The sequence below is a fragment of the Streptomyces sp. NPDC096136 genome (genome assembly GCF_044763325.1).
Taxonomy (GTDB): Bacteria; Actinomycetota; Actinomycetes; order Streptomycetales; family Streptomycetaceae; genus Streptomyces.
In genome coordinates, this window is record NZ_JBIWFZ010000016.1 from 152579 (window position 1) to 172244 (window position 19666).

At 77.6% G+C, this 19666-nt stretch carries 11 protein-coding genes and 1 pseudogene; 6 read left to right on the plus strand and 6 right to left on the minus strand.

The features are described 5' to 3' along the window. Positions 1-133: 133 nt before the first annotated feature. Positions 134-3817, plus strand: coding sequence for a trypsin-like peptidase domain-containing protein (locus ACIRBY_RS28190; RefSeq protein ID WP_403905530.1), 3684 nt, complete (start codon positions 134-136; stop codon positions 3815-3817). Positions 3818-3943: 126 nt separating this feature from the next. Continuing rightward, the gene (locus tag ACIRBY_RS28195; RefSeq protein WP_403905533.1) at positions 3944-4903 is read left to right on the plus strand and encodes a bifunctional riboflavin kinase/FAD synthetase; all 960 of its coding nucleotides are present in this window, start codon (positions 3944-3946) and stop codon (positions 4901-4903) included. Positions 4904-4961: 58 nt separating this feature from the next. Here ACIRBY_RS28195 and ACIRBY_RS28200 read toward each other — a convergent pair whose 3' ends face one another. The 4 genes and pseudogenes from ACIRBY_RS28200 to eccE form a co-directional block, all read right to left on the minus strand. Continuing rightward, a complete protein-coding gene (locus ACIRBY_RS28200) occupies positions 4962-8447 on the minus strand; it encodes an SCO5717 family growth-regulating ATPase (RefSeq protein ID WP_403905589.1) in 3486 nt (1161 codons plus the stop codon). A gap of 6 nt (positions 8448-8453) precedes the next feature. Beyond that, positions 8454-8549, minus strand: a pseudogene (locus ACIRBY_RS28205) (hypothetical protein); the annotation flags it as partial. A gap of 660 nt (positions 8550-9209) precedes the next feature. Further along, positions 9210-9926 carry a hypothetical protein gene (locus ACIRBY_RS28210; RefSeq protein ID WP_403905535.1) on the minus strand — a complete coding sequence of 239 codons (717 nt, stop codon included), beginning with the start codon at positions 9924-9926 and terminating at the stop codon, positions 9210-9212. Next, positions 9923-11209, minus strand: coding sequence for a type VII secretion protein EccE (eccE, locus tag ACIRBY_RS28215; RefSeq protein ID WP_403905538.1), 1287 nt, complete (start codon positions 11207-11209; stop codon positions 9923-9925). Before eccE ends, ACIRBY_RS28210 begins: the two co-directional genes overlap by 4 nt. 195 nt (positions 11210-11404) lie before the next feature. Here eccE and eccB point away from each other — a divergent pair, with 195 nt between their 5' ends. The 4 genes from eccB (at position 11405) to ACIRBY_RS28235 (ending at position 15133) form a co-directional block, all read left to right on the plus strand. Then, on the plus strand, positions 11405-12994 hold the full coding sequence (eccB, locus tag ACIRBY_RS28220; protein ID WP_403905541.1) for a type VII secretion protein EccB: 1590 nt from the start codon (positions 11405-11407) through the stop codon (positions 12992-12994). A gap of 15 nt (positions 12995-13009) precedes the next feature. Beyond that, positions 13010-14332, plus strand: a complete 1323-nt coding sequence (mycP, locus tag ACIRBY_RS28225; RefSeq protein WP_403905543.1) for a type VII secretion-associated serine protease mycosin — start codon at positions 13010-13012, stop codon at positions 14330-14332. Between the two features lie 100 nt (positions 14333-14432). Beyond that, positions 14433-14771 carry a hypothetical protein gene (locus ACIRBY_RS28230; protein ID WP_403905546.1) on the plus strand — a complete coding sequence of 113 codons (339 nt, stop codon included), beginning with the start codon at positions 14433-14435 and terminating at the stop codon, positions 14769-14771. A gap of 53 nt (positions 14772-14824) precedes the next feature. Continuing rightward, positions 14825-15133 carry a WXG100 family type VII secretion target gene (locus ACIRBY_RS28235; RefSeq protein WP_403905549.1) on the plus strand — a complete coding sequence of 103 codons (309 nt, stop codon included), beginning with the start codon at positions 14825-14827 and terminating at the stop codon, positions 15131-15133. Between the two features lie 84 nt (positions 15134-15217). Here ACIRBY_RS28235 and ACIRBY_RS28240 read toward each other — a convergent pair whose 3' ends face one another. Beyond that, entirely contained in the window at positions 15218-15451 is a 234-nt protein-coding gene (locus tag ACIRBY_RS28240) for a DUF397 domain-containing protein (protein WP_030227593.1), read from the minus strand. Positions 15452-15585: 134 nt separating this feature from the next. Further along, positions 15586-19533 (minus strand): type VII secretion protein EccCa, encoded by a 3948-nt coding sequence (gene eccCa / locus ACIRBY_RS28245; protein WP_403905551.1) that lies wholly within the window; start codon positions 19531-19533, stop codon positions 15586-15588. Between the last annotated feature and the right edge of the window lie 133 nt (positions 19534-19666).

The following is a 19666-nucleotide window of genomic DNA, read 5'->3' on the forward strand; positions in this document are numbered from 1 at the left end:
GATCTTCACTTGCCTACCGTCATGACCACGGGTCCCGTGGCGGGGGAGTGGTGCGGCGTTGTCGGACGAGGTCACAGGTGGTGCGGGGTGCGCCGGCGCGGTTTCCTGGGGAGCCGCCGAACCCGCGGGACTCGTGACGATCCGCGATCCGGCCGGACGGACCCGCGGCAGCGGCTTCGTGGCCGACGACCGCGGGACGGTGGTGACCAGCCACGAGGCCGTGGAAGGCCTGGAGCGGGTCGTGCTGCACGCGCCGGGGGAGCGGACCTGGCGGGCCGAGGCCGCCGAGGTGACCGCCCTGCCGGAGCTCGGGCTGGCACTGGTGCCGAGCGACGGGCTCGGGATGCGGCCGCTGCCGGTGGCCGCGCGCGGGACCATTGCTCCGGGAACGTACGTACGCGTCCCCGCGCGGGGCTGGCGCCAGGCGCGGGTCCTCGGGGCGGGCGCGGAGGTCGCCTACACCGCCGCCGGCCGCCGGCTGCTGCTGCCCGCCACCGTCGAGCTGGCGATCGGCACGGACGGCCGGGACGCGCTGCGGCTGGGCGGCGAGGCCTGCGGGGGGCCGGTCCTCGACGAGGCGACCGGAGCGGTGCTCGCGGTCGTGGGCACCGCCCTCACGGCGCGGCGGCGCTCCGGAAGCTTCGCCGTCCCCCTGCGCGCGGCCGCCGCCACCGTACCGGGCGGCCCCCTCGCGGCCCTGCTGGAGCGCAACGGCGCCACCGTCCCCGGATACGGGGCCGAGCTGAACCTGGCGGGCGCGCTGGAGCTGACCGCGACCACCCTGGGCCCGGCCCTCCCTCCGGCCGCCGGCGCCGCCGACCCCGTGGCGCGGCCCGCGATCGCCGCCGGGCTGGCCGCCTTCACCGCCGGTCAGGACCTCGTCCTCGGCCTCGTCGGCGATCCCGGCACCGGCCGCACCACCGCTCTCGCCGCGCTGGCCGCCGACCGCGCGCGCGGCCCCCGCCCCGCGCCGACGCTCTGGCTGCGCGGGGCGGACCTGCGGGCCGACGACGCCTCGTTGGCCGACGCCGTGGCGCGGGCGCTGGCGGAGGCGGTCCGCATCGTCACCGCGGGCCGGCCCGCGGACACGGCCCGGGCGGCAGCCGCCGGGACGGAGCGGGGGACCGCGGAGGGGACGGCGGAGCGGGTGGCCCGGCTGGCGGGTGCCGCCGGACGGGCGCTGCTCGTGGTGCTGGACACCCCCGAGGAGATGCCGCCCGCCCTGGCGCACCGCCTCGCGGCGTGGACCGTGTCCACCGCCGCGTGGCTGTGCGGCACCGGCGCCCGGCTGGTCGTCGCCGCCCGGCCCGAGTACTGGGAGCGGGCCGGCGCCCTCTACCCGCCGGAGCTGCTGCACACCCCCGGCCGCCCCGCCCGGCGGCTGCCGCCCGCCCTGCCCGTCGGGGACCTCGGCCCCGCGGAGGCGGAGACGGCCCGGGCCCGCCTGGGCATCCCGGCGGACGCGGTACGGGAGCCCGACGCGCGCCACCCCCTCACCTTGACCCTGCTCGCGGGCCTCCGCGCCGCCGGGGTCACGGAGGGCCGCCCGGGCCGCGACGAGGTCTTCGCCGCCCACCTGGACCACCTGTCCCTCCGCACGGCCCTGCGCATCGCCACGTCCCCCCACCCGACCGCCGGCCGCGGCCGGGGCGCCGCAGCCGGCTTCCCCGGCCCGGCCACCGGGGGCCGGACGCCCTGCCGCCGGACCCCCGAGCCCGCCCCGGCCGCCCGGGCGCCGGAGGGCGGGCCGGGCGGGAGCCCGTCCGGCGTCGCGTCCGCAGCGGCGGGGGCGACGCCGTGGGCGGGGGACGGCGGTGACCGACCCGGCCCGGGTGGGGCGTCCGGCGCCTGGTCCGGTCCGGGTGGGGTGTCCGGTGCCTGGCCGGGCGAGGGCCGGCCGTCCGGTACTCCGGCCGGCGCGGGTGGGGCGGGGGGTGCCGGACCGGGCGCCGGACGCCCGGGCGCCGCGGCGTACGGGCCCGGGGTGCGGCGGCTGGCCGCCCGGGTGGCCGGGCGGGTGCACGAGGCCGCCCGGCGGTGCCTGGGGCCGGGGCAGGGGCAGCTCGACCGGGCCGCCTTCGAGGAGCTGTTCCCCTGGCGCACCGGCTGGGCCTCCGCCGTCCTCACCGAGGGCCTGCTCGTCCCCGCCGGCCCCGGCTACCGCTTCGCCCACGAGGAGTTCTCCGACTGGCTCCAGGCCTGCCACTTGGACATCCCCGGCGCCCTCGACTCCCTGGTCCACACCGGCCCCTCCGCACCCGGCCCGCCCGTGCCCCGGCACCGCATCGGCCCCGTGCTCGAAGCCCTGGGCCGGCTCCCCGACGCCGAGCGGGGGGAGACCCTGGCCCGGCTGGTCGGCGCCCTCCACGCCTTCGCCGAGGCCCCGCCGGGGGAGGTCCACCCCGACCGCGTCTGGTGGGCCGCCCGGCTGCTGCGCGGAACCCTGCTGCGCGCCCCGGACGCCACCCCGCACCTGCCCGTCCTGCACGCCCTCGCCGAGCACGTGGCCCGGGCCGGCCCGGAGGAGTTCGGCGGCTGGTTCTGGAACCGGCTCCGGCTGGCCGAGCCCGACCGGCTCGACCTGCTGCGCCGCCTGCTGCCCTCCGACCACCGCTACCTCGAAGCCGCCGGCCGCCGCCTCGCCCGCGCCCCGCGGCTCGTCCTGCCCCTGCTCTGCGCCTGGTTCACCGACGAACGCCGGCTGCGCGGCCGCCCCGGAGCGACCGTCGCCACCGCCGCCCAGGCCCTCCTCCACACCCAACGGGGCCTGGCCCCCGACGACCTCGCCGAGGCCCTCGTCGACGCCGCGCACCCGCGCGCCGACGAACTGCTCGCCGCCCTCGCCGAGGAGGAACCCTCCGCCCTGTCCCGCGCCGTCGCCCGCTGGGCCCGCGACGACCGGCCAGGCCGACGCGTGGCCGCCGCCGCGTACGGGCTCGCCACCGCCCCCCACGTCCGCACCCCCGTCGACCGGGAGCTGCTGCGCCACGCCGCCGAGGCGCTCCTCGCCCGCCCCGGCGACGTACCCCTGCACGGCAGCGCCCTCGGGATGCTGCTGCGCGACCCGCAGGTGCGCGCCCGCCACCTGCCCGACGCCCTCGCCTGTTTCCGCGACCCCGAGCGCGGCGCCCGGCTGCCCGCCTCCGCGCTGGTCGCGGCCCTGCCCGTACTGCCCGATCCCGACGCCGTGTTCGACGCCCTGCGGGCCCGCGCGGACGGGGAGGTGCTGCGCGCCCTCGCCGTGCTGACCACCCCGGCGCTGGCCCGCCGCGCCGGCGAGCTCGTACGGGAGCACCTCGCGCGGCACCCCGAGGACGCCCCGCACGCCGCCGCGTTCGTCGACCGGCGCCTGGAGCAGGGCCCGGCCGCCGCACCCGTGCTCCGCCCCCTGGTCCTGGGCCTGCTGCGGACCGCCCCGCGGGGGGTGCGGGCCGCCCTGGCCGGCGTACTGGCCGCCCCCGGCGGGGAGCCCGCGTCCGCGCTGCGGGCCGACCTGGCCGAGGCACTGCTGCGCGAGGAGGCCGACCCCGAGGTGCTGGGCGCCTTCCTGACGGCCCTCGCCGCCGCGACCTGCGCGCGCCCCGAGGACCGTACCCGCGAGCTGCTCCGGCGCACGGGCCGCCAGCTGCTGCGGACCCCGGGCGGGCCCGCGGTGTTCGAGCAGCGCACGGTGGAGCTGGTGCGGGCCGACCCGGTCTTCGGGGCGCTCGTGGCCCGCTGGCTCGCCGAGGCCGGGGCGGAGGCGTCGGCGCTGCTCGGGCCGGGTGCCCGCCGGACGCTGGAGACCCTCAGCCGGTCCGCCCCGGACGTCACCTGAGCCGGGGCGGGGCGGTGGCGCTCCCGGACACCGATGCGGGGACCGGGGCACCGGCATGGCAGTCTTAGACCTGCAATCGGCAATTCGGTACAGGGACTACACGGGTTCGGGCGAGGAGCGGTCACAGTGCAGCGCTGGCGTGGCTTGGAGGACATCCCCCAGGACTGGGGACGCAGCGTCGTCACCATCGGCTCCTACGACGGGGTCCACCGGGGACACCAGCTGATCATCGGGCGGGCCGTGGCGAAGGCCCGCGCGCTGGGCGTGCCCTCGGTCGTCGTCACCTTCAGCCCCCACCCGAGCGAGGTCGTGCGCCCGGGCAGCCACCCGCCGATCCTGGCCCCGTACGACCGCCGCGCCGAACTGATGGCCGGCCTCGGCGTCGACGCGCTGCTGATCCTGCCCTTCACCGCGGAGTTCTCGCAGCTGTCCCCGGCCGACTTCATCGTGAAGGTGCTGGTCGACAAGCTGCACGCGCGCGCGGTCATCGAGGGCCCGAACTTCCGCTTCGGCCACCGGGCCGCCGGCAACGTCGACTTCCTGCGCGAGCTGGGCTCCACGTACGACTACGAGGTCGAGGTCGTGGACCTGGTCGAGCGCGGCGAGGCGGGCGGCGGCGTGCCGTTCTCCTCCACCCTGGCGCGGACGCTGGTCGCCGAGGGGGACATGGAGGGCGCCGCCGAGATCCTGGGCCGCCCGCACCGGATCGAGGGCGTCGTGGTGCGCGGTGCGCAGCGCGGCCGCGAGCTCGGCTACCCGACGGCCAACGTCGAGACGGCGCCGCACACCGCGATCCCGGCCGACGGGGTGTACGCGGGATGGCTGACGGCGGACGGCGAGCGGATGCCGGCGGCCATCTCGGTCGGGACGAACGTGCAGTTCGACGCCACCGAGCGGACCGTGGAGGCGTACGCCATCGACCGCGTCGGGCTGGACCTGTACGGCAAGCAGGTGTCGGTCGAGTTCCTCGCGTACGTGCGCGGCATGGCGAAGTTCGAGTCGCTCGACGGGCTGCTGGAGGCCATCGCCGACGACGTGAAGCGGGCCCGGGCGCTGACCGACGCCTTCGACGCCGCGCGCCGCTAGACCCCGACAGGCCGCAGGGCCCGTACCGTCCCGGGACGGTACGGGCCCTGCGGCGTTCTCAGCCGAGGCGCGGATCGCGCGGGGGCTGGCCGGGCTGCGGGGCCGGGGCGGGAGCCGGGGGCTGCTGCCAGGCCGGGCCGGGCTGCGCGTGGGGCTGCTGCGCGTACGGCTGCTGGTAGGGCCCTTGGGGCTGCTGGGGCTGCGGAGCCTGCTGGGGCTGGGCGTGCTGCTGGGGGCCGCCCCACTGACCCTGCGCGGCCTGCTGCTGCGCCCGGACGAAGTCCTCCGCGACCAGGGCGGAGAGGTTGAAGTAGGCCTCCCGGGTCTTGGGCCGCATCAGGTCGAGGTCCACCTCGGCCCCGGCCGCGAGGTGCTCGTCGAACGGCACCACGACGACGCCCCGGCAGCGGGTCTCGAAGTGCTGCACGATGTCCTCGACCTTGATCATCTTGGCGGTCTCGCGGACCCCCGAGATGACGGTGATGGAGCGCGAGACGAGATCCGCGTAACCGTGGGCGGAGAGCCAGTCGAGCGTGGTGCTCGCACTGCTCGCGCCGTCCACGGACGGGGTGGAGATGATGATCAGCTGGTCCGCCAGGTCCAGGACCCCGCGCATGGCGGAGTAGAGGAGCCCGGTGCCCGAGTCGGTGAGGATGATCGGGTACTGGCGGCCGAGCGTCTCGATGACGCGGCGGTAGTCCTCGTCGTTGAAGGTCGTCGAGACCGCGGGGTCCACGTCGTTGGCGATGATCTCCAGGCCGGAGGGGGCCTGCGAGGTGAACCGCCGGATGTCCATGTACGAGTGCAGGTACGGGATCGCCTGGACCAGGTCCCGGATCGTCGCACCGGTCTCGCGGCGCACGCGGCGGCCGAGGGTGCCGGCGTCGGGGTTCGCGTCGATCGCGAGGATCTTGTCCTGGCGCTCGGTGGCGAGGGTGGCGCCGAGGGCGGTGGTCGTCGTGGTCTTGCCGACGCCGCCCTTGAGGCTGATCACGGCGATGCGGTAGCAGGACAGCACCGGCGTCCGGATGAGCTCCAACTTGCGCCGGCGGTCGGCCTCGGCCGCCTTGCCGCCGAAGCGGAAGCCGGAGCGGGTGGGCTTGGGCTTCTGCTTGGCGCGGATCAGGCGGTCGGAGGACAGCTCGACGGCGGCGGTGTACCCGAGCGGCGCACCGGCCCCCTGCCCGGGCGGCTGCTGGTACGGCCCCTGCGAAGCCCCGGCGCCCCACGGCTGGGCCTGCCCCTGCTGCGCAACCTCGTGGGCCTGGGGGGCCTGTGCCTGCGGCTGCTCGGCGGCGGGCGGGAAGCCGTAGCCCTGCGGGGTTCCGGGCGCCTGGGGCTGCTGCGCAGCGGCGGGCTGCGGTGCCGCGGGTGCCGGGGGCTGCTCCGTGCCGGCCGGCGGGAAGCCGTAGCCCTGCGGGGCCGGGGGCTGCTCGGCGGCGGGCGGGAAGCCGTAGCCCTGCGGGGTTCCGGGTGCCTCGGGCTGCTGCGCGGCCGTGGGCTGCGGTGCGGCGGGTGCCGGGGGCTGCTCCGTACCCGTGGGCGGGAACCCGTACCCCTGGGGAGCCTGCGGCTGCGGCTGCGGCTGCGGCTGCGGCTGCGCGGCGGCGGGCGGGGGGAAGCCGTAGCCCTGCGGGGTTCCGGGTGCCTCGGGCTGCGGTGCGGCGGGTGCCGGAGGCTGCTCCGTACCCGTGGGCGGGAAGCCGTAGCCGTGCGGTGCCTGGGGTGCCGGGGGCTGGTCCGCGGCGGCGGGCGGGAAGCCGTAGCCCTGCGGGGTTCCGGGCGCCTGGGGCTGCTGCGGAGCGGCGGGCTGCTCCGCGGCAGAGGGCGGGAAGCCGTAGCCCTGGGGCGGGCCCGCGGCGAACGCCGGCGGAAGCGGCGGCAGTTCACCACCGGATCCCCCGAACGGAGTATCCGCGGGGGCGTACGGCCCCGGGGCGGAGGGCGCGGGCGGAACCGCGACGCCCTCCGACGGCGTGGCCGTCTGCTCGGCCCGGGCCGCCGCGTCCGCCACCGGCGCGGGCGCGGCAGGGGCCTGGACGGCTCCCGGGACCGGTCCGCCGTGGGCCTGGGCTTCGGCCGGCGCGCCTTCGGCCGGGGTGGCGAAGCCTCCTGCTCCGCCGGCGGGCGAGGGCTGCACGGACGCCCCGCCCGGGCCCGCTCCCTGACCCGGAGCGTCGACCGGTGCCCCGAACGCCGCGGGCATCCCCGGGGCGCCGGGCGGCGCGGGGAAGGCCGTCCCGCCGCCCTGGACGGGCGCAGCGGCGTAGCCCGACGGCGGGGTCGCGGCCGAGGCGTCGGCCGGCGCGCCGAAGGGCGCCGGGGTACCGAAGCCCGCCGGGGCGCCGGGAGCGTCGGCCTGCGCGGGCACGCCGACGGGTGCCGTGAACGGCACGGGGGAGTCGGCCGGTGCCGGAACAGCCGCCGGAGCACCGGGAGCGTCGGTCTGCGCGGGCGGTGCGGGGGCGTAGGCCGGGGCCGGGTAGGCCGCCGCGGCACCGGGTGCGTCGGCCGGCGTCGCGAAGGGCTCCGGAAGCGCGGGCAGGTCTTCCCGGACGGGAGCCGCCGGCTCGGGGGGAAGGCCTTGTGCTGCCGGTACCGGAGCGTCGGCAAGCGAGACCGCGTCCTCCTGGACCGGCGCCGCCGACGGCTGGGCAGCGGGGACGGCGTCGGCGGGCGTGGCGGGGAACTCCGTTCCGCCGGAGCCGGACGGGGCCTCGGCGCTTGCCGGTGCGGGTACTGCCGGGGCCGAGGGTGGCGGGGAGACGGGGAAGGCCGGAGCAGCGGCGTCGGCGGGCGCGGCGGGGATTGCCGGTGCGCCGTCGCCGAGCGGGGCCTGGGTGCCTGCCGGTACGGGCGCCGCCGGGGCCGCGGGCGGCTGGGCGGCGGTGGGGAAGGCGGGGGCCGCGGGCGGCGCGGGGAACTCCGTCACGCCGTCTCCGGCCGGGACCTGTGCGGGTACGGCCGGCGGGGAGGTGGGGAAGGCCGGGGCGGCGTCGGCGGGGATCCCCGGTGTGCCGTCGCCGGACGGGGCCTGTGCGCCTGCCTGCGCGGGTACCGCGGGCGGCTCGGCGGCAGGGAAGGCGGGAGCGGCCGGTACGGGCGCACCGGCGGGCGTCGCCCCCGGGAACGGGCCCCCGGCCCCACCCGACTGCGGCGCGGAAGCCCCGGGCGGCTGGGGGAGCGTGAACGGCCCGGCGGGCGCGGCAGCCGGGAACAGGTCATCGGCCGACACAGACAGCGGCGGCACCGTGGGCACGGCGAACGGCGCGGCGGCGTCGGGCTGCGCGGGCGCCGGGGACGCCGTCGGCGCGGCGGCGCCGTCCGGCTCGGCCCCCGGGCGCGACCCGGCCGACGCACCGGCATCGGCGTGCGGGGCCGGCGGAGCGATCTGCGGCGTCGGCGGCGCGACCACCTCCGCCGGGTGGTGGGGTTCGAAACCGCTGCCCTCGGGCAGCCCCGGCACTCCCGCGGCGGGTGCGGGCGGCGGGCTCTGCGTGTACCAGGCCGGCGGGGTGTAGTCGATGGTGAACTCGCCCGTCACATCGTGCTCCGCGTCGGACTGATCGTCCGTCGGGACATCCCACGTCCCGCCGCGCCTCTCGTTCCGATCGCCGGTCACTGATCCTCCTGGTCTGTTGAACACCGGTCAGGCGTCCACTTGAGACGCCGCGCCCGAGCTCAGCCTAATCGCGCTCCGTGCCCGAAGGCCCCGGAGGTCGCGCCCCCGTACGTCCTGCCTACAGGCCCCTCGGGGACCTGGGCAACCATCACCGCCGACCCGGCGGCCACCGCTTCCCCGCCCCTCCGTCCGCCCCCGCCGACGCGTTGACGGCGCATCCGCGCCGCGCCCGCACCCGCGTACCGGCACGGTCCGCCGGGACCGCCCCGAACAGGGCGCCACTTCCTTCCCCTTGCCCAGACGAACGCGCCCGGCAGTTGGTTGCCGCGCACCGACCGCCGCCGCCTCCCGATGCGGCCGCGCCCGGCAACCCGCCGCCGAACAGCCCCGGCCCGGCCCTCCGACCGAGCGGCAACGCTCCCCGGCCCCAGGGGCTGTCGCCGACGTCCCGTCTGGCCCGCTACACCTGGCGCGCCCCCGAGCTCTCGGCTCCGCTCAAACAGGGAGCTGCCCCCTTCGCCGCACCGAGAGCACGTACCAGACGCCGCCTTGACGACAGCCCCCAACGCCTCACGTCCCGGCCTGCTTCCCGGCCGCCCCCGGGACCCGGGCCGTCCGCCGCCGTCGGCGCGGAGCCCGGCCCCTCCCCGGAACCCGGTCGCCACCCACTCCACCCGCCCCCCGTCAGTCGATCCGCCGTGCCGCCCCCAGCAGCCCCGTCTCCGTCTCCGTCCCCTCCGTTCGGACGAACGTGCGGTCCCGGTGCGTGCACCACAGCGTCACCCCGTCCCCCAGCGTCGGCAGCGAGTCCACCGCCGGGCCCGGCAGCCGCATCAGCGCGCCCACCCGCTCCGCCTCCTCCGGGGACACCCGCTGCACCCCCACCAGCGCCGAGTCCCGCAGCAGCCGGGGTGCCGCCGGGCTCAGGTACGGCAGCAGGGTCAGCACCGACTGCCACGGCCCCGCCGCCACCCGCCCGCGCGGCGGCCGCATCCCGCAGTCCCGGACCACCAGCACCGGGCTCCCCGCCGACGCGCCCTGCGGCGGCACCCGGCCCACGTCGTGCAGGGTCACGCACCGCTGCCCCCCGCCGACGGCCCCGGCCAGCGCGGACCACACCGGCGCGCGCCCCGTCTCCACCGCGATCCGGGTGCCCGTGGACGCCGTGCGCAGGGCCAGCACCTGGGCCGTCCACAGGCCGCCGATCAGCGTCACCTCGTACGGGACGGGCCGGTTCACGCCCAGCACCGCCGGCCTCCCCCCGGCGTCCACGCCGATGACGACCCCGTCGTCGCTGACGGGCAGCCCCAGCGCGTCCAGGTCCGCCGCCGGGACCACGTGCCGTTCCCGGCGCGGCCCGACCAGCCCGAACCCGCCCCGTACCGGGCCCGCGCCCCTCATCGCGCCCCTCCCAGCGGCACCGAGGCCAGCAGGCCCGGCACCTGCTCCCGGTCCAGCCGGACCAGTCCGGCCCGCACGCCGCGCGCCGTCCGTTCCAGCTCCCGCCGGGCCCCCGTCAGCTCCTCGTCACTGCGCGCCGTCACCCGAACGTGTCCTGTCAGCGCCACCCCCCGCCGCCCGGCAGGGGCCATCGTCAGGCTGAAGTTCGTCGCCAGCGCGGGCAACGAGGACAGCAGCGCCGCGAACTGCGGCAGCGCGGCCCCGGAACCGCCCAGCCGCGGCCAGCGGGCCAGCCAGTACGTGGTGTGCCTCCGGTCGTCGCAGTGCCAGGCCCGCGGGGTCTCCTCCGTACGCCGCCCGCCGCCCGCCGACGGGTCGGCGCACGAGGAGGTCGCCAGCGCGCCCGCCAGCTCCTGCTCCGTGAGCACCGCGGCACGGAACCCCGCTCCCGTCAGCCGGCTGGCCAACTGATCCGCCGCCCGCACCACACAGCGCTGGGCGCCCGGCAGACCGCCGCCGCGCGCGGCGACCGCCTCGGGGCACAGCTCGGGGTCCAGCTTGAGGGCGATCCACGTCAGCCGTACCGCCGGAGTCCCCGTCCGGGCCTGGAGCGGGGCGTAGTTGAGCGCCGCCGTCGAGCGCGCCGGCAGGTGCGGGGCCGGGGCCGGCCGGGTGTGCTGCACCACCTGCGCAGACTCCAGCCGGATCCCGTCCACCTCCAGGACGTCCCGCACCTCGGACAGCGGCAGCGGCCGCTCCGTGCGCTCCGGCCGCAGCGCGGTGCCCTCCGCGTCCACCCGGACCACCGCCGTCAGGAAGGTCCCGTCGCCGACCAGGCCGACCGGCCGCCGCCCCCGTCCCCCGAAGGCGGCCGTCCGCAGCGCCGGTTCGGCCTCGACCAGCGGTGCCAGCCCCGGCTCGGTGCCCTCGGGCAGGACGAACGCCGCCGCCCTGCGCCGCCGGGCGCGCAGCGCGAGCGCGCCGGCGATCCACTCGGGCAGGGAGCGACCGCGGCGCCGTACCAGCGCGAGCAGCACCAGGGCCAGCGCCGCAGCGGCGGCGGGCACCAGCAGCAGCGGTTCCACCGCCCGGGCCACGAGCAGCGCGGCGACGGCGAGCTGGAGCAGGACGAGCTGTTGCAATCGGAACGGGCCGACCCGGCCGGGGTCCGGCCGCAGCTGCGGCGCGACCCCGGCCGCCCGCGGCGTCGCAGTGGTGTCCGGCACCGCCCCACCTCCCCGAACCCGAGGGTGGAGTACGGAGTCCGGCCGAGGGCCGGCCATGGCCGTCCGACACCGGAACCTCCCCCTCCATCCCAACTCCCCTTGAACGTCAAGCCCGGAGCGATCCGGCGGGGCACCGCTCGGCCGCCTCGGCCCGCTCGATGTCCGCTGACCCTCCGTCAAGAGGCATAGTAGGGCCCCGGTCCGACAACCAGGCCCCGCCGACCGGGCCGTGCGGGGAGGAGCAGGCGGTTCATGGCATCCCGACGCGACGAGCTCAATGCGTACACCTTTGCGAAGCGGCGCACGGTGGCCGCCTTCCTCCAGCCCTCCGCCAACGGCACCGAGGAGGGCGCGCCCCGCCCGCTGCGCACCCTGCTGCCCGGGCTGGTCGCCGGGGCCCTCCTGGTCTCCGGCTCCGGCGCCTGGGGCCTCCTCTCGCCGCAGGCGCCCAAGGGCTGGGACACCGCCGGAGCCGTGGTCATCGTCGGCAAGCAGTCGACGACCCGGTACGTGGTCCTGCCCACGACGGTGAACGGCACCGCGCAGAACCGGCTGCACCCCGTGCTGAACCTGGCCTCCGCCCGCCTCCTCCTCGACCCGCAGAGCTCCGGGAAGGTGTTGCCCATCGACGACGAGGTGCTGGACGCGGGCAAGCCCCCGCGCGGCCCCGTCATCGGCATCCCCTACGCCCCCGACCGCCTCCCCGCGAAGGCGGACGCCGCCAAGCCCAAGCGCTGGGCCGTCTGCCAGCGGCCCGGCGGCGACGGGCGCGGCGTGCAGACGGCGGTCTTCGTCCTCGCCGACCGCGAGGCGGCCCTGCTGGACGACGCCCACCGCACCACCGACACCCAGGTGCTGTACGTGCGCGGCCCCGGCGGCGCGGGGGAGCGCTTCCTGGTCGACTCGACCGGCACCAAGTACCGGCTCCCCGAGGGGCGGCCCGACTCCGGGACCCTGACCACCGCCCTCGTCGGCCCCGGAGCCACCCCCCAGCCGGTCACCGAGGAGTGGCTGGCCACCCTCGACACGGGGGACGACCTCGGCTTCCCGCACCTGCCCGGCACCGCGGGCGCCACCGCCGCCGCCCCGGAGCTCGGCAGCGCCGGGAACCGGGTCGGCATGGTGCTGAGCGCCCAGACCGGCGCGGACACCCAGTACTACGTCGTGCTGCCCGACCGCGTCGCCTGGATCTCCGAGTTCGTCGCCCGGCTGCTGATCGCCGCACCCGCGACCGGCGCCCTCGGCATGCACGGCAGGGCCCGCGAGGTCGACCTCCAGGCCCTGCGCACCGGCCCCGAAACCCCCGGCTTCGAACCGGGGGCCCGCTGGCCCCGCAGGCGCGTCGCCCAGGTCAACCGCACCACGGCCGCTTCCGGCGCCGCGCCGGCGGCGGAGCGGCGCGACACCGTCTGCAACGTCCTGCGCTCCGTCGACGGCCGGGGCACCCCGACGCTGAGCACCTGGGCCGGGGCGGGCTTCCCCGTCGACATCACCGCCAGCGGCACCGGCTCCTACGTCACCCCCGGCACGGGCCTGCTCTACACCCAGGTCCAGGGCCGCCGGGCCGACGCCGGCGGGGCCCTGTTCCTGGTCACCGACACCGGCCTGCGGTACGCCGTCCAGGCCAACGGCGACAGCGACGCCGAGCGGTCGGGGATCGGGGCCCGCGACCCGCGAGACGCGGGCGGCACGGGCGACGGCCGGCCCGAGCCCAGCCAGGCGCAGGCCCGGCTCGGCTACGGCGGGATCGTCCCGGCCCCGGTGCCCGTCGCCTGGTCGGAGTTCCTCTCCAAGGGACCCCGGCTGGACACCAACGCGGCCCGCCAGCCGCAGGGTTCCTGAGGGAGGGGACCGGCCGTGCCCCAGCCCTTACCCGCCGCCGCCCCGCAGGCGGCCGCCCTCGCCCTCGCCCTGCTCCTCGCCGCTGCGACCGGCGGCCCCGCACACGCCCGGTCCGCCCCAGAGCGGTCCGCCCCCGAACGGTCAGCCGTACGGTCCCTCCCCGCCCGGCCCGAGCACGCGCCGCCGGTCCGCCTCCGGCCGGCGCGGCCCCGTCCCGCGCACCCGCGCGACCCGGCCGGAACGGGCGAGTGCACCTTCCCCGTGCGGAGGCAGATCGCCGACCGCCCCTGGGCCCTCCAGCGGCTCACCTTCGACGCCCTGTGGGCGCGGACCCGGGGCAAGGGCGTACGGGTCGCGGTCATCGACAGCGGAGTCGACCGCGCCAACCCCCAGCTGACCGGAGCCCTCGACACCGGCGCGGGCCGGGACTTCCTCGACCCCGGAGGAGACGGCACCCACGACACCGTCGGCCACGGCACCAAGGTCGCCGGACTGATCGCGGCCCGCCCCCGGCCGGGCACCGGATTCGTCGGCCTGGCCCCCGAGGCCACCGTCATCCCCATCCGGCAGAACGACGGGCGCGGCGGGGCCGACCCGGCCGTCCTCGCGCGGGCCATCCACCACGCCGTCGACCGGGGCGCCCGGGTCATCAACATCTCCCAGGACACGACCGCCCCCCTGACCGCCGACTCCGCCCTCGCCGCGGCCCTCCGGCGGGCCCTGAAAGAGGCCGTGGTCGTCGCCTCCGCCGGCAACGACGGACTGGACGGCCGCGCACGCAGGACCTACCCCGCCGCCTTTCCCGGCGTCCTCGCCGTCGCCGCCTCCGACCGCAACAACGAACGGGCCGCCTTCTCCCAGCCCGGAGACTTCGTCGGCGTCGCCGCCCCCGGCGTCGACATGGTCTCCACCGTCCCCGGCTTCGGCCAGTGCCTCGACAACGGCACCAGCTTCTCCGCCCCCTACGTCGCCGGGGTCGCCGCCCTGCTGCGCGCCGCGCACCCGCAGTGGACCGTCCAGGAGGTGGTCTGGCAGATCCAGAACACCGCCGAGCGCTCCGTCAACGGCCGGGACGACTACGTGGGATGGGGCGTGGTGGACCCCGTACGGGCGCTCACGGAGGACCGCGGGAGGCCCGGACCCCCCGCCGCGGACCCCGGGCCGCCCCCGGCGGCCGCCCCGGAGGCCGTGCCGCTGCGGCCCACCGGCGCGGCCCGGGAGCGCGACGAGCGGATCGCCACCTACGCCCTGGCCCTCGCGGGGCTGCTCGTCGCGGTCATCGCCGTCACCGCAGCCGTCGTCCGCGAGGCCCGCGGCCGCCGGCGGCGTCCGCGGTGAGGACCGCGCCCGCCGCCGTGGAGCACGGAACCGGACCGCACATCCAGGACACGCGGAACGCGCGGACCAGAACCCCCAACCGAGAAGTGAGGAGCTTCGGATGACCGACACCTTCGGACTCGCCGACGATCCGGTCGTCAAGGCGGCCGACAGGATCTCCCGGACGGCCGACGCCGTGACCGCCCAGGCGCGCGAGCTGGCCGACATCCTGGCCACCGCCGGCGCGGGCTGGACCGGCGTCGGCGCCGGCGGGTTCACCCGGGCCCAGTCGGACCTCAACCTCGACCACGACGAGATCCGCCGCCTGCTCGGCGTGCTGCACCACGCCGTCTCGCGGACCAGGAGCCTCACCCACGCGCAGGACGAGGAGGTACGGGCGGCGTTCGGCTCGGTCGGCGCCGGCCACGGCGGAGGCCGCTCGGGCCTCGACCGCCTCTGACACCCGCTCGCGCGCACGACAGCCCCAGCACCCCCGCCGAAGGAGAAGACAGCATGTCCGGCAACGACGGCCACACCCGGGTCCGGTACGAGAGCGTCCAGCAGATGGCGGACCGCATCCGCGTCGTCTCCAGGAACATCCTCAAGGACCTGGACGAGATGGAGGCGGCCGTGAAGGTGGTCACCGACACCTGGGACGGCGAGGCCCACCGGGAGTACGTCGCCCTCCAGAAGAAGTACCACGCCCGCGCCGACCACATGCAGAAGCAGCTGGAGGCCGTCGCCCGGCTCATCGAGCGCGGCAAGGGCGACTACCGCGCCACCGACGTCAAGGCCTCCCGGCTGTTCACCGAGGCCTTCTGAGCCGCGCCGCACCCGCGCACGACGCACGAAGGGGGCGCGCCCGCACCGGGCGCGCCCCCTTTCGACGTACGTGGGCCACCGGCCTCAGGTGAGGTCGAACTCCCCGTCCCGGGCCCCGAGGACGAACGCCTCCCACTCGGCCGCCGTGTAGCGCAGCACCGTGTCCCGGTCCAGCGAGGACCGCATCGCCACCGCGCCCTCGGGCAGCTTGGCGATCTCGACGCGCTCCTCGTCCGGGCTGGTCCCGGGCGGGCCCTGCCACTCGACGCCGCTGATGTCGAGCGCGTACAGCTCGTCCTTCTCCTGCTGGGTGCCCATGATGCGGCCCTTCCCGTCGGTCGTGCGGTGCTGCTCGGTCTTCGCAGCCGATTATCTGCGCAAGCCGGCCGCCCGGGGCCGTTTCCGCCGTAAACGAACCCCCGGCTCCGGCCGCCGCGCCGGCCCGGCGCCGCCTACGGCCCCGGCATCCGGCCCAACTGCACCAGCGCGGTGCCGCGCCGGCGGGAGACGTGGTGGCCGCGGCCCGGGGGCATCGGGCGGGGGCGGACCCGGCCGAGCAGGTCGCCCTCGGACGGATCGCCCGACAGCACCACGCCCTGCGCGCCCAGCTCCCTCATCCGCTGGAGGAACGGCTCGTACAGGGCCCGGGAGGCCCCCGCCGTACTGCGCGCGACGACGAACCGGACGCCGGTGTCCCGGGCGAAGGGCAGGAACTCCACCAGCGGCGCCAGCGGATTCCCCCGGCTCGTGGCCACCAGGTCGTAGTCGTCGATCACGACGAACACGTCGGGGCCCGTCCACCAGCTGCGTTCCCGCAGCTGGCGCGGGGTGACGTCGGGGGGCGGCTGCCGCCGCGCGAACACCCCGGCCAGCGCCTCCATGTGCGTCCCCAGGGAGCCCGCCGTCGGCGCGTACTCCAGCAGGTGCTCCTCCGGCAGCGCCCCCAGCAGGCCCCGCCGGTAGTCCCCGACCACCAGCTTCGCCCGCTCCGGGGGGTAGCGCTCGGCGATCCGCCGCGCGATCAGCCGCAGCAGGTTCGTCTTGCCCGACTCGCCCTCGCCGAACACCAGGAAGAAGGGGTCCGACTCGAAGTCGACGAACACCGGCTCCAGCGCCGTCTCGTCGATGCCGATCACGATCCCGCGCTCCGGGAACTCCCCGCCCTTGGGCAGCCGGTCGCAGTGCAGCAGCCGCGGCAGCAGCCGTACGCCAGGAGCAGGGGGACCGGACCACCCCGCCCGTACCCCGGCCACCAACTCCGCCGTCGCCCGCGAGAGGCCGTCCGCGTCGTGCCCGCCGTCGGTGCGGGGCAGCGCTCCCAGGAAGTGCAGCCCCTCCGGCACCTGCCCGCGGCCCGGCATCCCCGCGGGCACGTTCGCCGCGACCCGGCGGTCGAACTCCGAGTCCATGACGTCGCCCAGCCGCAGCTCCAGCCGCCCCGCCAGCTGGTCCTTCAGCGCGGCCCGCACCTCCATGTACCGGGCCGCCGTCACCACCACGTGCACCCCGTACCCCAGACCGCGCGCGGCGATGTCCGTGACCACCTGCTCCAGGCCCTCGTACTCGCTGCGGAACGGGCCCCAGCCGTCCACGACCAGGAACACGTCGCCCCACGCCTCGCCCGGCAGCCCGCCCGCCGCCCGCTCGCGCCGGTAGTCGGCCATCGAGCCGATCCCGTTCGCCCGGAAGAACCCCTCCCGGCGGTCCAGGACCCCCGCCACCTCCGCGACCGTGCGCCGCACCCGCTCCGGATCCAGCCGCGAGGCGATCCCGCCGACGTGCGGCAGCTCCGCCACCGCCGACATACCGCCGCCGCCGAAGTCCAGCCCGTAGAACTGCACCTCGTGCGGGGTGTGGGTGAGCGCGAACGCCGAGATCAGCGTCCGCACCAGCACCGACTTGCCCGACTGCGGGCCGCCCACCACCAGCAGGTGGCCCGCCGCCCCCGAGAAGTCCTGGTGGAGCACCTCGCGCCGCTGCTCGAACGGCTTGTCGACCAGCCCGAGCGGCACCACCAGCCCACCCGGCCGCAACCGGCCCGCCGCGTACGGCCCGCCCTCCCCCGGCCGGTCCGGCGCCGGCAGCAGCCGGTCCAGCGAGGGCGCCCGGTCCAGCGGCGGCAGCCACACCTGGTGCGCGGGCACCCCCTGCCCCTCCAACCGCCCCACGATCACGTCGAGCACCGTGTCCGCGAGCGCGTCGTCGTCCCGCTCCGGCCGCACCGCCGGACCCGGATCAGGCTCCGCGCACACCACCGGCACCGGGGCCGCCGTGAACCGCACCGCCCTCCGCTCCACCGGGAACGCCCGCGCCGACGGCTCCCGCCCGCCCGCGCGGTGGACGCCCGAGACGTACGCGGCCTTGAACCGCGTCATCCCGTCCGTACCGGACTTCAGGAAGCCCGAACCGGGCACCGGCGGCAGGTGGTAGGCGTCCGGCACCCCGATCGCCGTCCGCGACTCCGCCGCCGAGAAGGTCCGCAGACCGATCCGGTACGACAGGTACGTGTCCAGCCCGCGCAGCCTGCCCTCCTCCAGCCGCTGCGAGGCCAGCAGCAGGTGCACCCCCAGCGAACGGCCGATCCGGCCGATCTGGACGAACATGTCGATGAAGTCGGGCTTCGCCGACAGCAGCTCGCTGAACTCGTCGATGACCAGCACCAGCGAGGCCAGCGGCTCCAGCGGCGCCCCGGCCGCGCGCGCCCTCTCGTAGTCGTGGACGTTCGCGAAGCCGCCCGCCGCGCGCAGCAGCTCCTGGCGGCGCTGGAGCTCGCCGCGGATCGAGTCGCCCATCCGGTCGACCAGCGTCAGGTCGTCCGCCAGGTTGGTGATCACCGCCGCGACGTGCGGCAGCCGCCCCATGCCCGTGAAGGTGGCACCGCCCTTGAAGTCCGCCAGGACGAAGTTCAGCGTCTCCGAGGAGTGCGTCACCGCCAGGCCCAGCACCAGCGTCCGCAACAGCTCCGACTTGCCCGAACCGGTCGCGCCCACGCACAGCCCGTGCGGGCCCATCCCCTCCAGCGCGGCCTCCTTCAGGTCCAGCACCACCGGCGCGCCGTCCTCGCCCACGCCGATCGGCACCCGCAGCCGCTCCCCGGCCGGCCTCGGCCTCCAGGTGCGGTCCACGTCGACCCGCGCCGCGTCGCCCAGGTCCAGCAGGTCGGTGAAGTCCAGGTCCGCCAGCAGCGGCTCGTCGTCCCCGCCACCCGTCCGCAGCGGCGCCAGCTGCCGGGCCAGGGCCTCCGCCGCCGGCAGCGACAGGCAGTCCGGCACCCCCTCGTACACGACCCCGGCCCCCGACTCCAGCCGCAGCCGCCCCGGCCGCACCACCACCGACAGCCCGCCCCTCGGCTCGTCGGGCCCGCCCGCGGCCACCTCGACGACGGTCACGCCCTGCAGCCCCTCGGCCCCCGCGAACACCGAGTCCGCCGGCACCGTCCCGCCGTCGAGGACCACCACCAGGTGCGGCCGGTCCAGCACCGGCGCCGCCTCCCGCCCGAACCGCGGCCGCCCCTCCAGGCGGGCCCCCAGCAGCCCCTCCAGCTCGCCGAGGTCGTCGCCGAACAGCCGCTTCGTGCCGGCCCCGTCCAGCTGCCCGGGCACCTGCGCGTGCGGCAGCCACTTCACCCAGTCCCACGAGGGCACCGCACCCGCCGCCGCCACCACACCGACCACCAGGTCCTCGGGGGAGTGCAGCGCCACCAGCTGCGCCACCATCGCCCGCACCGCCCCGCGCGCCGACTCCGCCTCCCCGGACACCACCACGTGGTAGAACGCCCGGAGCGACACCGCCACCGGCAGCCCGTCCAGCGAGGAGTGCACCCGCAGGAAGCGCTGCATCGCCCCCGCCGCCAGCGGCTCCAGCTCGTCCACCGGAGCCGTGTCCGGAGCCACCGGCGGGCTCGCCGGCCGCTGCGCGCCCAGCCCCAGCCGGGCCTGCCCGAAGTCCGCGTCCCCGACCCGCCGCTCCCACAGCCGCGCACCCTCCGCCACCAGCGACCACAGCTGCTCCGGAGCCGGGTGCAGGTACAGCTGGGCGTCGCGCTGCGCCCGCGCGGCCGCCCGCACCCGGCGGCGCGTCCGGGCGAGGTGGCCGAGGTAGTCCCGCCGCACGTCCGCCATGTGCCCCTGCGTACCGCGCCGGTGGCGCACCAGCTGGGCCACGACCATGCCCACCGTGGACGCCAGCATCAGCACGCCCATGACCCGCAGCAGCGGGCTCCCGTTCGCGGAGAAGAAGAAGACCGTCGAGGACCCCACCCCCAGCATCGGCAGGAGCTGCATCAGCAGACCCTCCTGCTGCCCCCGCGGAAGCACCGGGGGAGCCTCCAGGCGTAACTCGTCCGAGGGAACCCCGGGCGGCAGCGACCTGGGCGGGCGCTTGACGACGATCTGGCTCACCGGAACACCAACCCCTCGCAGGCGGAAGGGCGCCGCGACCGCCGCCCCCAGTCCCGTCCCCGGCCGGGAACACCGCACCCCGGCCCCGGACGCGGCGGCGATCCTAGTGGCCGGCGACCCCCCGCCCGCCCCG

Coding starts and splice junctions, on each gene's coding strand:
- ACIRBY_RS28210 (WP_403905535.1), bottom strand. CDS start 9,926: ATGAGGGGCGCGGGCCCGGTACGGGGCGGGTTCGGGCTGGTCGGGCCG.
- eccE (WP_403905538.1), bottom strand. CDS start 11,209: ATGGCCGGCCCTCGGCCGGACTCCGTACTCCACCCTCGGGTTCGGGGA.
- eccB (WP_403905541.1), top strand. CDS start 11,405: ATGGCATCCCGACGCGACGAGCTCAATGCGTACACCTTTGCGAAGCGG.
- ACIRBY_RS28230 (WP_403905546.1), top strand. CDS start 14,433: ATGACCGACACCTTCGGACTCGCCGACGATCCGGTCGTCAAGGCGGCC.
- ACIRBY_RS28235 (WP_403905549.1), top strand. CDS start 14,825: ATGTCCGGCAACGACGGCCACACCCGGGTCCGGTACGAGAGCGTCCAG.
- ACIRBY_RS28240 (WP_030227593.1), bottom strand. CDS start 15,451: ATGGGCACCCAGCAGGAGAAGGACGAGCTGTACGCGCTCGACATCAGC.